The organism is Paenibacillus sp. FSL R7-0313, assembly GCF_037969885.1.
Classification (GTDB): Bacteria; Bacillota; Bacilli; order Paenibacillales; family Paenibacillaceae; genus Paenibacillus.
Map to the genome: position 1 here is coordinate 6459316 of NZ_CP150219.1, position 15422 is coordinate 6474737.

At 47.9% G+C, this 15422-nt stretch carries 18 protein-coding genes and 1 pseudogene; 15 read left to right on the forward strand and 4 right to left on the reverse strand.

The features are described 5' to 3' along the window. Positions 1–55 precede the first annotated feature (55 nt). Positions 56–1045, reverse strand: a complete 990-nt coding sequence (locus tag NSQ38_RS28285) for an SDR family NAD(P)-dependent oxidoreductase (protein ID WP_339785384.1) — start codon at positions 1043–1045, stop codon at positions 56–58. Positions 1046–1063: 18 nt separating this feature from the next. Next, entirely contained in the window at positions 1064–1753 is a 690-nt protein-coding gene (locus NSQ38_RS28290; RefSeq protein WP_339785386.1) for a glycosyltransferase, read from the reverse strand. A gap of 312 nt (positions 1754–2065) precedes the next feature. Here NSQ38_RS28290 and NSQ38_RS28295 point away from each other — a divergent pair, with 312 nt between their 5' ends. Continuing rightward, complete coding sequence (locus NSQ38_RS28295) at positions 2066–2776, forward strand: GT-D fold domain-containing glycosyltransferase (RefSeq protein ID WP_339785388.1); 711 nt, start codon at positions 2066–2068, stop codon at positions 2774–2776. A 216-nt stretch (positions 2777–2992) separates the two neighbouring features. Here NSQ38_RS28295 and NSQ38_RS28300 read toward each other — a convergent pair whose 3' ends face one another. After that, positions 2993–3400: a hypothetical protein gene (locus NSQ38_RS28300; RefSeq protein ID WP_339785389.1), complete on the reverse strand. Its 408-nt coding sequence runs from the start codon at positions 3398–3400 to the stop codon at positions 2993–2995. 189 nt (positions 3401–3589) lie between these two features. Here NSQ38_RS28300 and NSQ38_RS28305 point away from each other — a divergent pair, with 189 nt between their 5' ends. From NSQ38_RS28305 to NSQ38_RS28370, 14 genes and pseudogenes are all read left to right on the forward strand, one after another. Then, positions 3590–4738 (forward strand): RluA family pseudouridine synthase, encoded by a 1149-nt coding sequence (locus NSQ38_RS28305; RefSeq protein ID WP_339785391.1) that lies wholly within the window; start codon positions 3590–3592, stop codon positions 4736–4738. A gap of 59 nt (positions 4739–4797) precedes the next feature. Beyond that, positions 4798–5376 (forward strand): DUF1273 domain-containing protein, encoded by a 579-nt coding sequence (locus NSQ38_RS28310; RefSeq protein WP_026081201.1) that lies wholly within the window; start codon positions 4798–4800, stop codon positions 5374–5376. A gap of 157 nt (positions 5377–5533) precedes the next feature. After that, on the forward strand, positions 5534–6349 hold the full coding sequence (gene speD, locus NSQ38_RS28315) for an adenosylmethionine decarboxylase (protein ID WP_036610662.1): 816 nt from the start codon (positions 5534–5536) through the stop codon (positions 6347–6349). Between the two features lie 183 nt (positions 6350–6532). After that, positions 6533–6943 (forward strand): flagellar basal body rod protein FlgB, encoded by a 411-nt coding sequence (gene flgB, locus NSQ38_RS28320; protein WP_036610664.1) that lies wholly within the window; start codon positions 6533–6535, stop codon positions 6941–6943. A gap of 149 nt (positions 6944–7092) precedes the next feature. After that, positions 7093–7581: pseudogene (locus tag NSQ38_RS28325) on the forward strand (GNAT family protein); the annotation flags it as partial. Positions 7582–7791: 210 nt separating this feature from the next. Next, entirely contained in the window at positions 7792–8193 is a 402-nt protein-coding gene (locus NSQ38_RS28330) for an NUDIX domain-containing protein (protein WP_339790744.1), read from the forward strand. A gap of 18 nt (positions 8194–8211) precedes the next feature. Beyond that, a complete protein-coding gene (locus tag NSQ38_RS28335) occupies positions 8212–9075 on the forward strand; it encodes a helix-turn-helix transcriptional regulator (RefSeq protein ID WP_339785393.1) in 864 nt (287 codons plus the stop codon). A gap of 68 nt (positions 9076–9143) precedes the next feature. Then, positions 9144–9671, forward strand: a complete 528-nt coding sequence (locus NSQ38_RS28340; RefSeq protein ID WP_339785396.1) for an ankyrin repeat domain-containing protein — start codon at positions 9144–9146, stop codon at positions 9669–9671. Between the two features lie 170 nt (positions 9672–9841). Next, a complete protein-coding gene (locus NSQ38_RS28345; RefSeq protein ID WP_339785398.1) occupies positions 9842–10357 on the forward strand; it encodes a sigma-70 family RNA polymerase sigma factor in 516 nt (171 codons plus the stop codon). Continuing rightward, the gene (locus NSQ38_RS28350) at positions 10354–11673 is read left to right on the forward strand and encodes a DUF4179 domain-containing protein (protein WP_339785400.1); all 1320 of its coding nucleotides are present in this window, start codon (positions 10354–10356) and stop codon (positions 11671–11673) included. The genes NSQ38_RS28345 and NSQ38_RS28350 overlap by 4 nt, the downstream gene beginning before the upstream one ends. A 97-nt stretch (positions 11674–11770) precedes the next feature. Next, the gene (locus tag NSQ38_RS28355; RefSeq protein ID WP_339785402.1) at positions 11771–12814 is read left to right on the forward strand and encodes a S66 peptidase family protein; all 1044 of its coding nucleotides are present in this window, start codon (positions 11771–11773) and stop codon (positions 12812–12814) included. A 64-nt stretch (positions 12815–12878) separates the two neighbouring features. Then, the gene (locus NSQ38_RS28360; protein WP_036610673.1) at positions 12879–13184 is read left to right on the forward strand and encodes a hypothetical protein; all 306 of its coding nucleotides are present in this window, start codon (positions 12879–12881) and stop codon (positions 13182–13184) included. A gap of 235 nt (positions 13185–13419) precedes the next feature. Beyond that, complete coding sequence (locus NSQ38_RS28365; RefSeq protein ID WP_339790746.1) at positions 13420–14181, forward strand: threonine/serine exporter family protein; 762 nt, start codon at positions 13420–13422, stop codon at positions 14179–14181. Positions 14182–14199: 18 nt separating this feature from the next. Continuing rightward, positions 14200–14658 carry a threonine/serine exporter family protein gene (locus tag NSQ38_RS28370; protein WP_339785405.1) on the forward strand — a complete coding sequence of 153 codons (459 nt, stop codon included), beginning with the start codon at positions 14200–14202 and terminating at the stop codon, positions 14656–14658. Between the two features lie 130 nt (positions 14659–14788). On the opposite strand, the gene NSQ38_RS28375 is transcribed toward NSQ38_RS28370, so the two are convergent. Further along, positions 14789–15334, reverse strand: coding sequence for a DUF2569 domain-containing protein (locus NSQ38_RS28375; protein WP_339785407.1), 546 nt, complete (start codon positions 15332–15334; stop codon positions 14789–14791). Between the last annotated feature and the right edge of the window lie 88 nt (positions 15335–15422).

Below are 15422 nucleotides of genomic sequence, written 5' to 3' on the forward strand. Positions count from 1 at the left end.
CCGCCTCCCTTCGGTGGGCGTGTCTGAGAACTCCGAACGAGTTTTGAGACACACCCTAATCGATATAGCCCCCTGCACGCAAAAACCGGGCAATCGCCGGTTTGTTCATCATGTCACTGTCCGAGCGATACTCGGAGAAGTTCACACGAGGCAGACTGCTGTACTGATCCGTCAAGCTCTTGTCCTTGTGCTCCGGCAGGATCACATAATACTGCGCATCGTATTGGTACGTACGCGGCGCTTCAAAGGGCGAGATCAGGACTTCATGTAATTTCTCGCCTGGACGTATTCCCGTCATCTTATAATCGAAGGATGGACGGCCTGCTTGTTCCAACATGACGGATGCAAGTTCCGTCATCTTGCAAGCTTTCATTTTCATCACAAAAGTCTCTCCGCCTACAGCCGCCTCAGCCGCTTTAAGCAGTAAATGTATAGCTTCGGTACGCGTCAGGAAAAAACGGGTCATGCCTTTGTCCGTAATGGTCGGGCTTTTGCCTTCATCGATCTGACGACGGAACAGAGGCACGACACTACCGCTGGTTCCAAGCACATTGCCCCCACGGATGCAGACAAATCGAGTACCTTCACTTAGAAAGTTGGCACGGATCATCATTTTTTCACCCAATGCCTTCGTCATGCCGTATACGTTAATCGGATCTACCGCTTTATCGGTGGACACATCGATGACTTTGGCAACCTGCATACGTATCGCAGCCCGAATAATATTCTGCGTCCCGATCACATTGGTCTTGAACGCTTCATCCGGCTGGTCCTCGCAGACCGGGACATGCTTCAGCGCAGCCAGATGGAAGAGCACATCCACGCCCTTGCAGGCATCCTCCACTGCCCGATAATCCCGGATATCCCCAATGATGAATCGCAGACGCGGATCATGGTTGAACTCTCGCTGCATCGCAATCTGGGCGTATTCATTACGTGACAGGAGGCGAATCTCAGCCGGGTTCTGCTCCAGCAGCACCTCAGTCAGCTTTTGACCCCAGGAGCCCGTTCCTCCGGTGATCAGAATTGTTTGTCCTTGAATCATGGATGAATCCCTCCCTGATCAGATCATGAACTCGCGTAGTACCTGTGCCATCTCATCCCGGCTTAACCGGTCTTTGGGCGGTACCTTTTTGATTGAAGTATTGTTCGAATGTACGATGTTGACATAATTACGCGGAGCAAGGAGCTCATGCGGCAGATCAATGACATTGCCATGTGTACCTCTGCCCGGAAGCTTGACCCGGTATCCTGCTGCGTATTCGGCTGTCTGATATAAGTAGACATAGAATTGTGGAGAACGGTGAAACGCTGGGGCCATCTCGTTATTCACACTGTCCCACAGATATCCGTTCTGGTTGATCAGTGCCATCGTCTGCGGCTGTGGTTGAATATCGTAGAGCTGTTGAACAAAGGTTTTATGATACAGATCATCCGAATCCAGACGGGCAATATATAGCTGCTCCGTACCTTTGGCAAACGCCAAAATGGCACGCACACTCTCGATATTGGTTCCAAAACGAATATTGGAAGGAAGCGGCTCCTGACCCGCCAGAATCTCCTGCATTAATTCCCCGGATTCCTTGGACAACTTCACCACTGTGAGGAAATCCTGATTCGTCTGTGCCTTCAGGCAATGCAATGTGAACGTGCGGAAGATGCTCATCCGACGCTCAAGCCACTCTCGCGTCAATCGCTGCGGGTCCATTCCGTAATTGTTAAAGTTAATCTCAATCACAACTTTCCTGGACATAACACTCCTCCTCATGTACGCTGCATGTTCCGTTTGTCGGATACAGACTGTTTTCATAGTTTTGATGCCGTCTTCCTACGAAGACCATCTTCTATCTATCTGATCGTTTACAAGCCACATCTCGCTTGTGAATCCAGCACTCTATAACGTATGAAACGTTGATAGAAGCGGTACCGACAGATGTACTAACTTTCCTATAAATAGATTGATATACAACCAAAGATGGCGCCCTTCGGGTCGAACGTACATATCGTAACTGTAGTCGCAACATAGAATAGAACAGTTCAATTTTCAAAGGAGGCAACCCATCGAATGAATTCGATCTATCTTGAAATGGAAGGTGTGCTTGATCAGCTCGAAGTGGCACTCCTGGAACACCGACCGCTGTCTCTTGTAAGAGTCGGTGATGGCGAGAATATCGTCATGTCTCAAGAAACCGTATGGCCCACGGAACAGGTCCTTCAGGAGCGTTGGGCCAAGAAAGCCAACTTAGGGCAAAAGGGACTTCGTCTGCCCAACCCGAAACTCCGGGATGAAGTCGCCGCTTCCTTGCAACGTGCCGATATCGTGGGCATTCTTCCTCGTGGTGACAACACTATTAATGCTCCGGATTATCTCAAAAGACCCCTGACCGATATGGTATTTGCACACTTTGGCATCTCTCCTCCGATGACTTGTCATGCCTGTGTTAATCGGGAACTGGCGCAGAACCCACGTTTCTGGCAGATGCTTGCAGGCAAGCGTGTGTTACTCGTTACTCGTGAGATTGAGGCTCTGCGTGTCATGCTCGAACGTGAGCCGTATAATCTGAACATTGTGACTGCCCTGCCCTTCGACAGCTATGATCAGATGGATGAAACGCTGCACTGGATTCAGAATAATCAACATACCTTCGATGTTGCTCTCTTCTCCTGTGGCGTCAACGCGGTTATCCTTGCGGAGCGAACAGCTGCACTCGCAGGCAAAGTTGCCATCGACTTTGGCAAAGCCAACAACATCATTCTGAAAGGCCGTGCCAACTGATCCTGGACAGTTCCAAACTTTAGATTCGTGAGTTGTATTGAGTCGCGCAGATACTTGTACGGCAAAAACCCCCGACTTCTTAAGCCGGGGGTTTCTTGCTGAGCGCTAGTCGAAACCTATCGCTGCATTGTCTTGCGTTTCTGGGGTATGAAGCGAACTCTGCCGTCAACAAAGTGATGACGAAGCACTCTGCCTGTTATATTTCGCCTTTCACTACTAACCGGTGGCTGCAATACCGTATAACATCTCCGGCCCGGTTCTTACTGCTGTGGACACGCCCGAGATGAACGAAGTATACACACTCTCCAATGCTGGTGGTGCAGACAGATCCTGAGCAGTGAATGAATGAAATTCGGCACCGCCATTCTGTCCAATCGTACCTTCAGCACGGTAGATCACATAGAAGGGATCATATAGGAATCCCCGTACCAGTTCCACAACAAAGGTATCTCCCAGTTCTCCCGTAACGCCCACTGTCCCGTTCAACGTAATAATGGGATTCACCACACCCTGGGTTTGAAGACCAATTGTGCCGAATGCTTCCGGGGATGGACCTAGAGATAAACCGGGCTGTCCTACGCTTCCCGAGTTCATCGAAGTTCTCATATCGAGAAACACGCCCATGAGTAACACCTCCAATGCTATGGGATAACATATCCTATGAATCTCACAACTCTTCGGATTGGATGTATAGCAGATTCCATGAACCTATTTTTATTTGTCGACTGTTAGTGGTATATTGAACTGCATAACGAAATGAACGGATCGTATGCACACAAGCGGTACAGGCTGTTCAGAAGGAGATTATTATTCATGAATAAACGCAAACGTCCAACAGGCAAGACATCGGCCTCGGCCAAGGGGAAATCTTATGCAGGTTCATCTTCAGCACGGTCCGGCAAGTCCAACTTCTCATCTGCCAAAACATCAGGTGCTTCCGCATCACGCAATACGGAGGAAAATAAGAAACCACTAGCTGCCAAATCCTCGGCCGCACCGAAGAAAACTGGAGGTAACAAATCCAAAAATGCCAGTGCATCCAAACGGCCGGGTAATTCCTATTATCGCAAGCAGGAACCACCACGCCAGTACAAAGTAACCGAACCGGACGAACTGTTGAACTTCCTGTTGCAGCATCTGAAATCAGGACGGAACGCGGTGAAGTCCATTCTGGGTCGTGGACAGGTGTCCGTGGATCAGAAGGTCGTAACCAAGTTTAATGAAGCGCTGACGCCAGGTCAGATTGTCTATATTCGAAAAGAAGGTGCAGTCGCTGCTCCGTCCTTGACGGGTATTAACATTTTGCATGAAGACGATGATATCATTGTGATCCGTAAGGAAGCCGGACTATTGTCCATTGCCGCTGACAAGACGGATGACCTGACGGCATACCGCCAACTGACAGAGCATGTGCGTCGCACCAATCCGCTCAACCGGATCTTTGTTGTCCATCGTCTGGATCGGGATACGTCGGGTGTGATGATGTTTGCCAAAAGTGAAGAGGTACAGCAGAAGCTGCAAAACAACTGGAAAGAAAATGTGCAGGACCGCGTCTACGTTGCCCTTGTTGAAGGTGCAGTAGCCAAAGAAGAAGGCACCATCTCTTCCTGGCTGAAGGAAACCAAAACGCTGAAAATGTACTCCAGCTCTCGTCCAAATGATGGACAACATGCGATTACACATTACAAACGTCTGAAGTCGAACCGTGAGTTCTCCTTGCTGGAAGTGCGTCTGGAGACAGGGCGTAAAAATCAGATTCGTGTGCATATGGAAGATCTCGGACATCCGATTGCTGGTGACAGAAAATATGGTGCACGTACAAGAGATCTCGGCCGTCTCGGACTTCATGCACGTATACTCTCATTTATCCATCCCACAACGGATGAGTTAATGTCATTCGAAACGGATATTCCAAAGCCATTCCTGTATCCGTTCCGTGCAGAAGCTCCACCTGTGAAATAACTGCATCGTTATATAGAATCGACTGATCGATTGATCATGCCTGAAAGGAGGAACGGACACTGAAAAACCTGTTAATCACCGGTTACCGGGCACATGAATTGCAAATTTTTGGACAGAAACATGAAGGTATTCCTTTTATCAAAAAAGCCATCTCTTCCCGCCTCACTCCCCTTGTCGAGGATGGTCTGGAATGGGTGCTGACGCCGGGACAATACGGTGTGGACCTGTGGGCCTGCGAAGTGGTCATTGATCTGAAGAAGACGTATCCACATCTGAAGCTGTCGATCATCACTGCCTTTCAGAATCCGGAGGAGCAATGGAAAGAAGACAAGCAGGAGTATTACCGTTCCATCCTCTCGGGTGTGGACTATTACGGTGCGATTAGCAATCAACCTTATATCGGGCCGTGGCAGTTCACTGCACGGGATGACCTGTTGCTGCGTAAAAGCGACGGTCTTCTGCTCGTCTATGACGAAGATGCCGGGGAAGGCAGTCCCCGATTTGTGAAGGAAAAAGCCGTGAAGAAACAGCAGAACGAGGACTATACAATCATCAGTGTTACTTCAGAGGATATTCAATCTGTAGCTGAGGATGAGCGCATGAACGATATTGCGGACTTCGACGATTCTTCATTCTGAAAAAATGTAGATCATCTGAAGTCCTTTCATGCATAGCTTTCACCAGAGGGGAATCGTATTTCGAATGACGTACATATGTTTTTTTTCGAGGCAGGTTGGGTATAAGTAGTATTATAACTGCGATGATATGTCGTATGGGATAAGGGGAACTGCAACCATGACAATTACGCCAGAGCAGCGCATTCAACTGCATGGATTTAACAACCTGACCAAGTCGCTCAGCTTTAATATGTACGATATCTGTTATACCAAAACCAAAGACGAACGCGAAGCTTACATTGAATATATTGATGAACAGTATAACGCCGCCCGGCTGAGTAAAATTCTGAACAACGTCTCTGACATCATTGGTGCTCATGTCCTGAATGTTGCGCAACAGGATTACGTGCCTCAAGGTGCAAGTGTGACGATGCTCGTTTCGGAAGGCCCGATTGTGGAAATCCCCGAGGAATCACTCGATGAATCTCCCGGCCCTCTGCCAGATAACGTTGTTATGCAGCTAGATAAAAGCCATATCACCGTGCACACCTATCCAGAATTTCACCCAAGCGAAGGCATCAGTACTTTCCGTGCGGACATCGATGTCTCCACCTGCGGTGAGATCTCACCGCTCAAGGCGCTGAATTATCTGATCCACTCGTTTGATACGGACATTATGACGATGGATTACCGGGTACGTGGTTTCACGCGGGATACGAGCGGACGTAAGCTGTTCATTGACCATGAGATCGGCTCAATACAGAATTATATTCCGGACGAGATCAAGAGTAGCTTCGACATGATTGACGTCAACGTCTATCAGGAAAACATTTTTCATACCAAGTGTAAACTGCGGGAATTCGATCTCGACAATTATCTGTTCGGGTACACCAAAGATAAGCTCAGCAAGAAGGAACAACAGGAGATTACGGAGTGGCTGAAGCTGGAGATGGACGAGATCTATTACGGCAAAAATATTAATCGTCCCTCTTAAAGAGGTTGTTCAACGCTGATCCATAAGGGCAAGGTCTAAGACAAGACTTCATGAAGGCAGGGTTCTTCTTTTCGGGGGACCTCTGGCATGTGCTTGTCTTTTTCTTTGTTTTGTTGACAGTGTGCAACTTTATTTCTTATTATAGAAGTAACTGTACAATCTACAGTGAAGGAGACTGAGCCCGTGATCGAAACGAATACAACAAGACGTAACGAATCACTGTTACAAGCGCTTACTGCACAACACAATGCCATCACCAATAACATTGCCAATGCAGACACGCCCAACTACAAAAAGAAAACGGTAGAGTTTCAGGAAGAGCTTAGACGTATCGTTGAAAATGGCAAAACCGATCAGCTCGCCATGAAGCGGACTCATGACAAACACTTCCCTATCAGTGATCCCAATTCTTCCATCGTACAGTACCGAATTGTCGAGAACAACGAAACAGCCATGAACAATAACAACAATAACGTTGACATTGACAAGGAAATGGCTAATCTTTCGGAGAATCAGCTCATGTATAACTACATGGTTGATCGGGTCAGTGGACACTACAAAAAAATGAAAAATTTATTGAATGATTTGAAATAATGAATGTACAGCAGCCCGCGATGGCTGCTTTTTTTTATGGTCTTTTCCCCTGAGTGTAGCTCGTTTTGTGCCAATTTTCGGTATCCGCTCCTGTTCGTAGTATAATGGGGAGAAACGATTGATTTCATATCGAACAAAAGAGGTGCAACATGGCTCCACGTCATTTAAATGGTTTTCAAGGATCCAAAGTCAGATTAGCGGCCCCATGCCCGGAAGATTGCATGCGTCTCTCCCGCTTCACAGATGATTATGAATATTTGCGCAATATGGATACTGATATCGCTATTCCGTTAACGCCGGATGAGACAGGCTCCTCCTCTGTCCGCCGAGACAACGGATTTGAATTTGCATTACGTACACTGGAGGGTAACCGATTCATTGGATTCACAGCCCTCTACCGGATTGAATGGAACAATCGCTCCGCTCGTCTGGCCATTGGTATCGGCGAAGAAAATGATCGGGGTAAAGGATACGGCAGCGATGCCTTAGCTCTGATTCTTCGATATGGCTTCCACGAATTGAACCTGAACCGTATTGCGCTGGAAGTCATCGAATACAATGAAGCGGCTAGACGTGCGTATCTAAAAGCTGGATTTCGGGAAGAGGGTCGCCAGCGCTCTGCAGTTTTGCGGGATGGCATGCATTACGACCTGATCTCGATGAGTATCCTTGCCGAAGAATGGTCGGCACAGTCTGGGCTTCCATTGTCATTCCAGTCTACTCACACTCCTCAATCTGGGGATATGGACGCGGGTGGTTTTACACAACGTAACGGGAACGAACAAGCTGCGCTGTCCCTGTCGGAATTAAGCTCAGTTCCAAAAGGTGAATCTGAAATTTCACCTCGCATCGGTGTAGGTGCGGTCATCCTGAATGAACGGGGCGAAGTGCTTCTCGCTTGGCGAAATCGTCAGCCCGAGCAGCACACCTGGAGTATTCCTGGCGGGAAAGTAGATCCCTATGAATCACTGGAGACTGCCGTCATCCGTGAAATCAAGGAGGAAGTGAATCTGGATATCGCCATCGACAGTCTGCTCTGTACGGCGGAGACGATCCAGCCAGAGCAGAAGGAACATTGGATATCCGTGCTCTATTCCACCAAGGTGATTGGCGGCCATGCTCGTAATCTGGAAGAAGGCGGAGCCATTGGTGAGATCGGCTGGTTCCCACTCCATGATCTGCCCTCTCCACTCGCCTGCTTTGCCATACCTGGGCTGGAAGCTGTGAAGAAGTTATATAACCAGAATTAAGCTTGGAGGTGCTTGCAAGTGTTGGAGATTCCTCTTCCTCGACCTGTACCCTTCATTCTGCATGAATCGAGTTCCCAATTCGATTGGAAAGGCAGCGGCTCGCTATCACTGAAAACATTCCATAACGGAAAAACGCTCTATGAAGCGGGGCGCGGTCACTTCGCAGTCAATAATGAGAACTATTTGCTTCTGAATGAGGGCCAGGAATATAGTCTTCACATTGATTCATCTACTCCAGTTGAATCCTTCTGTATCTTCTTCCCTCCTGGTTATGTGGAAGAGATCGGCCGGAATCTAATTACCAGTGATCTTCAGCTACTTGATGAGCCGTATAGTTATTCATCCTCAAACAAGATGGAGTGGGTAGAACGTACATACGCGATGGATAATCGGCTTGGCGCAGCCCTGAATCATTTGCGTAATTTCTACAGTCAAGACACGCTGGATTCCTGGGCAATAGCGGAGCAGCTTCATCAGCTTGCTGTTCACATGCTGGATCTACACCGTAACGTTCAGCAAGAGATCAACGAACTGGATATGATCAGACGTTCAACCCGAGAAGAGTTGTACCGAAGAGTGTATATCGGGCATGAGTATATCTCCGCCTACTATGATCAGCCGTTAACGCTAGAACAGACAGCAGCGGCTGCACAACTATCCGTGAATCATTTTCTACGCAGTTATAAAAAGTTGTTTGGTACTTCACCCCATCGTTATCTGACTGAATGTAGACTATTGGCTGCGAAGGGGCTTTTGCTAGATTCGGACAGGTCTGTCACCAATATCTGTTATGATGTGGGCTTCGAAAGCCTCGGTTCGTTCAGTTCATTATTCACTAGACGCTTCCATAGCTCTCCTTCTCAGCTACGAGCAAAAAGGTGATTATGAAGAAGAACCTCTGAAGAGGAACATCTATAATTAAATTATCTCATCAGATGGAGGTATTCCTTATGAAACATGCAGAACAGATGAATCAACTATTTCAGGCTGCTCAGTCTGGAGATTTGGCCAACCTGCAATTACTGCTCACTTCTCACCCGGAACTCACCAATACTGAAAATCAGGACGGGTTAACTCCGCTGGGATATGCCTCTCATTATGGACAAGCAGGAGCAGTTCGTCTTCTTCTGGAGCATGGAGCGGATGTTAACGCCCTTTCTCATTCCAAGGTTTCCTTTATTCCATCCAATACTGCACTGCATGCCGCTCTTGCTGGAGAACGTTCGCCAGAAGTTATCCAACTTTTACTCGAGCATGGAGCATCCACGAGTATTCTAGATAGTGATGGACAATATGTTTTGCACTCGGCAGCATTTCATACGGATCAGATCGAACTTATCGAGATGTTACTTCAGCATGGAGCTGATCCAAACGTGCTAAACTCAGTGGGGCAGACCGCACTGGATATTTCACTTGAACGTGGCAACACGTCTACAGCTTCATGTCTGCGAGCAGCCGTAACGGCGCAACAGCAATAATGATTAGATAACGTGAGCAATACCGTGAATAACCGTCAGGACTCTTTTTGGAGTACAAAGAGAAGTACTGACGGTTATTTGTTGTTCGATTACATTTTTTTTAGAAAATAAGAACCGTTTGGAGCCTTACACGGTCTAATACTCAACATATCCATGAAAGGAGGAGCCATGTGACCCCTATTCAGCTCATCATCGCCGCACAAAAAGGGGATGCCGAGGCTTTTGCAGCCTTAATGGAATTACATCAGAGCCGAATGTACCGTATCGCCTATGCCTATTTGCATAACGAAGGTGATGCGCTCGAAGCGATTCAGGAATCAACGTTTAGGGCGTTCCATAAACTCAAAAAATTAAAACAGCCCTCCTACTTTGGCACTTGGCTCATCCGCATTCTGCTCAACTACTGTGCGGACGAACGCAAACGCAAAAGTCGGTTCAGTCCCGTCACCGAGATTCATGAATCCAGCAGCTGGGATCGTCCTGCGGACCCCGATCTTGCTGCGGCCGTATCCACCCTTGACCGGGATTGCAAACATATTATTATTCTGAGTTATTTCGAAGGGTTCTCCTTAACTGAAGTTGCCGATATTCTCGACATCCCGACCGGAACCGTAAAATCCCGATTACATCGGGCACTCGGACAGCTCCGTGATCAACTTGAAACGAAAGGAGATGCATCCTCATGACGGATGAACAAAGATCATTTGACGCATTGGAGGAACGGCTGAATGCTCGCAAAACAGAATACGAAACCATGCCTGTACCGGATACTGCCGCCTACCAAGCTGTGCAAGCGGGAATTCGCCAGGCGGCCCGCAAACGCAAGTCCAGGCTGCGCTGGTATATGAGCTCCATCTCGGCAGCGGCCCTCATCCTGCTGTTTACCGGATGTATCCGTGTCTCTCCCGCTTTTGCGTCCTTGGTGGAGCAATTGCCGGGAATGGAAGGCATTGTGAGTATGATTCGCCAGGACAAAGGATTAATGATGGCCATCGATAAGTCCCTCTTACAGCAGGTCGGTGTCACTGACGAGCATGATGGTACTTCCTTGACCGTTGAAGGCATTATTACAGACGAGTCACGTATGGTCATTTTTTACACAATGAAAGGCATGAAAGATCCGGAGAAGGGTGGATATGATATCGATTTGTTGGATGAGAACGGTAAAGATCTTCCGGTTGGATTTAGTTATTCCTCTCCTAAGCCGGCTTCAGAAAGTGGCGTTTACGAGGACAAAATCGATGTCTCATTCACAGAATCTTTACCGCCACAAGAGCTGACCGTTGTATTTAAGGAACGAGGTAAGGAACCGAATAATAAGTGGAAAGTCACCTTCCCTGTGGATCACAACTTAACAAAAGGCATGAAAAAAATCATTCCCGTAAACCAAACTATGAACGTGGACGGACAGCGTATCCATGTGAAACAGGCCGTTCTGTATCCCACTCGTCTTGTACTTGATATCGAATATGATCGGAACAACACCAAAAAAATCTTCGGCATTCGTGATCTGCACTTGGTAGATGAGCAAGGCCGAGCATGGAGAACCGATTCATCTTCCATCGGAGGCTCTGGAAGTTCCGTCTTTTTCGAAAGCATGTACTTCTCCACTCCGAAAAAATTGACTTTGCAAGGGTCTGGCCTTTCAGCAGTGGATCAGGATGAACTGGTTATCATCTTCGATCCCTCTTCAGGTGAAATACAAGGCGGTCCATCGAGTTTGAAATTGCTGCAAAGCACGGTCCAAGGCAAAAATCTGATCCTCGAGTTTTCAATTGCAGATGCTCAAAATGCTACTTCAGGGCTATCATTTACCAATATAGAGGACAGTAAAGGAAACCCTTTCGACATTAATGAAGTAAGCTGGAGCCCTTCCGTCTTTGAAGCAAGAGTTGTCATTAAAAATGGAGCCGCGGCCAAAGGAAATCTGACCATGGAAATATTCTCTTACCCTGATCAAATTCGTTCACCGTTCTCTATTGAAATTCCTGTGACTCCCTAAATATAATGTAACAGCCATAATCGTAGTCATGCACTATAATGATAATATTAAACATCTACATTAAATCGATATATTCACAAGAAAGGGTGTTTCCACAATGAATCAACGTTCGATCCGTTACCCGGAGCCACTCGCTCCGGGTAATACCATCGGTGTGGCAGCCCCCTCCAGCGGTGTAGGTGAATCCCTGCACCATTATCTTGAGGAGAGCAAACGCAATATGGAGCGCCTGGGTTTTGGCGTGATGGAAAGCCCCTCTCTACGTCATAACACCAAATGCGTGAGTGCCTCCAAAGAGGAACGCGCCGAAGAGATGAATGAATTTTTTCGCAATCCTAATATTCAGGCCATTATCCCTCCATGGGGTGGAGAGTTTCTTATGGATATCCTGCCCCTGCTGGATTGGGAAGCTTTGAAAACCTTGCCGCCCAAATGGGTCATGGGATACTCGGATATCAGTACCTTCCTGTTCGCATACACCCTGCTCACCGGCACAGCGACAGCGCACGGCACCAATTATGTTGATCTAAGATCAAGCTCTCTCGATCCGGTGACTGCGCGCTGGATTGATGTTTTACAGACCAAATACGGCGGACAGATCACTCAATCGTCTTCCACACACTATCAATCGGCATGGAAAATGGAACTGCCTGGATTTAATCTGGACACACCTTCGCAATGGAAACAGCTCGCCCACTCAGAAGATGCAGATACCGCTGTGTCGTTCTCTGGTCGGCTGATCGGTGGCTGTATGGATACGATCACTAGTCTGATTGGTACGCCATACGCACCCGTCCAATCGTATCTGGATCAGTACTGTGCAGACGAAGGAACGATCTGGTATCTGGAGAGCTGTGAGATGAATGCGGGGGATATCTACCGTCATCTGTGGCAGATGAGACAGGCCGGCTGGTTTGCAGGTGTGAAAGGCTTCATGTTCGGCCGACCTGCGGGTTATTCCGATACAGCCGATTTCAATTTTGCCGATGCCCTATCCTCTGCACTTGGGGATCTGGATGTCCCTGTACTGTACGATGTGGATCTCGGCCATGTTCCGCCCCAGCTCACCTTTGTGAATGGAGCATTAGGCAAAGTCGCTTATGAAAATGGACGCGGGAGCCTTGAGATGGCGTTTGTGTAATCACCTTTTATAGGCAGATGCATACCTTGAAGTAAGAACTTATTTTGAGGAAGGGTTGTGCATCATGTCTGAATCCACATCCACGCCATCCACGCGTGTCGTGTATCAAGCCAATCAACCGATGCTTCAATCCGTGCAAAGTGTGCGGAATATGCTTCATCATACAGCTCGGCAGCATATAGGCAAGAAGGTACAAGTCCAGAATATCGATGGGCAAGTGTGGGAAGGTGTCATCATCAGTGCAGACCGGGGGATTTTGTATCTCCAGGTCACCCCGATGCATGGATATCCTGAACCGCGTGCCTTGTTTGGACCAACGATTTTGCCGCTTGTGCTGTATGAATTGTTGGTTATCACACTGTTGATGTAGTGGCATTGTACTTCTATATCCGCACCTGTTCCAAGAAGCTTCGCTCCTGAGATCTTCAAGTCTTGGGAACGAAGCTTTTTTATGGTCTCGGCTATGGTGCGGCATGATTCCTTGCGAGCGTGTGAAATATGATACAATGGTGTCGCACCACCCCATATCTCATATGAAACGGAGCTTGATCCGGTTGGAATACATACGTCATGATTCATCACCCGTATCACAAGTCGAGACGGGTATGATTGGCAGCAACCCTACTGAACAATCCCGCGTGATTGCCATCTGTCTGCTCGCAGGCAAAATCATGCTGCAAAGCGGTGGTGAAACCTACCGTGTGGAAGATACGATGAAACGTATGGCGGCGGCGCTGGGTTTACCCCATTCGCACAGCTACGTTGTTCCGACAGGCATCTTCTTCTCTGTTGATGCAACCGAACCCGCCAAGCTGATTCGCATCTCTGAGCGTACAACGGATCTGGACAAGGTGTCCGAGGTGAATGCGGTCTCCCGCCGCATTGGACAAGGTGAGCTATCCGCTCAGGAAGCCCATGATCTGTTGGTACAGATCGAAGGTAAGCCCTCCTCCTATTCAACGGCTGTGCAGCTTACGGCCGCGGCGTTATCCAGTGGTTGTTTTACCATTATGTTTGGCGGAGGTTGGAGCGACTTTCTTCCGGCGCTGATCTGTGGGGGCATAGGTTATGCAGCCGTTATTGCCTTTCACCGGTTGGTACGGGTCAAATTTTTTGCCGAGCTTACGGCATCCTTTGTTATTGGCATACTCGCTTTTCTCCTGATCTATATGGGAGTGGGTCATGAACGGGACAAAATCATTATTGGTTCGGTGATGCCGCTGGTTCCGGGGCTGCTGATTACCAATGCTGTACGCGACCTGATGGCCGGACATCTCGTATCCGGATTATCCAAGGGAGCCGAGGCATTTCTGACTGCCTTTGCCATAGGTACCGGTATTGCAGTTGTATTTTCACTTTTTATGTAAGACGGAGGAATGCAGGATATGCTCCATTTTATTGAACAAGCCTTAACCAGTTTTGTCGCCTCAGCCGCGTTTGGGATCATCTTCAACGCACCCCGGCGCATGCTGCTACACGGTGGATTTGTCGGCATGATCGGCTGGATTATCTATATCGTACTTGAATATGCAGCGGATGCGGTGCCTGCTACACTTGCAGCGACCATAGCCGTAGGTGTCATCAGCCAGATATTCTCTCGCATGTTTCGCGCACCCGTCATCATCTTTAGCGTTGCAGGCATCATTCCTCTGGTTCCTGGTGGACTGGCGTATAATGCGATGCGAAGTTTTGTGCAAAATGACTACAGTGCCGCTATGGAGATGGCCGCCAAAGCACTCATGTTATCCGGCGCTATTGCCGTAGGCCTTGTGCTCTCCGAGGTATTAAACCAGATGATACGCCGAATTCCCGCCTCACTGCGGGCAAAATCATCATCGAAATGATTATTCTTTTCACATATCAGCACACTTATGGCCCGTTAGCATACAGGATAAAATCTTGTATATCTACGGGCCTTACGTATCACTATCCTATAGAGCACTATAGTGCAGTGAGACAATCAAAGAAGTCTATTTACTTCACAAACGTATTCTTCACACGTACCGACCTCAGGAAATATGGAATGAAGATACAGCACGTCAGAATGGATCGTATCGTCAAATTAAATGCTGATGTTGGATCGAGCACATGCTGTTCTCTCGGAATCTCAATTCGTGCGATCATAATCCATGTCATGATTCCAATGAATACATTCACAATGCACAGCACAATCATCATGCGTGGAAACTGTTTCTTTTTCTTATACAACAATACGAGATTCACGATAACAATCATTAGTAAAATGACGCTGCTTATGACCCCGAACCAAAGGAGCGGGCGTATTCCCTCAGTATAAAGTTCCGAGTCGACACCGCGGACACCCTCCCATCTTACCGGATCCAAAATGACATTTACCTGCGACATATCCGCGATCAGAAGCGCCAGTGAGACCCACAGGCCAATCTGAATTAAAATTAGCCATCCGCCTAATCCGGAGATGCCAGGCCGTTCCGGTCTGATACCACTTTTAGGCTGCAGCGAGCTTGTATCTGTATCCGAGTTCCTATATTTATAGTTCATTTCAGCCTCCGTTTACGATAGATTAGACACATATTATACATTAGAGGCTACATACTGTGTTATCCAAGAGAAGGAAAGAACCGACTGG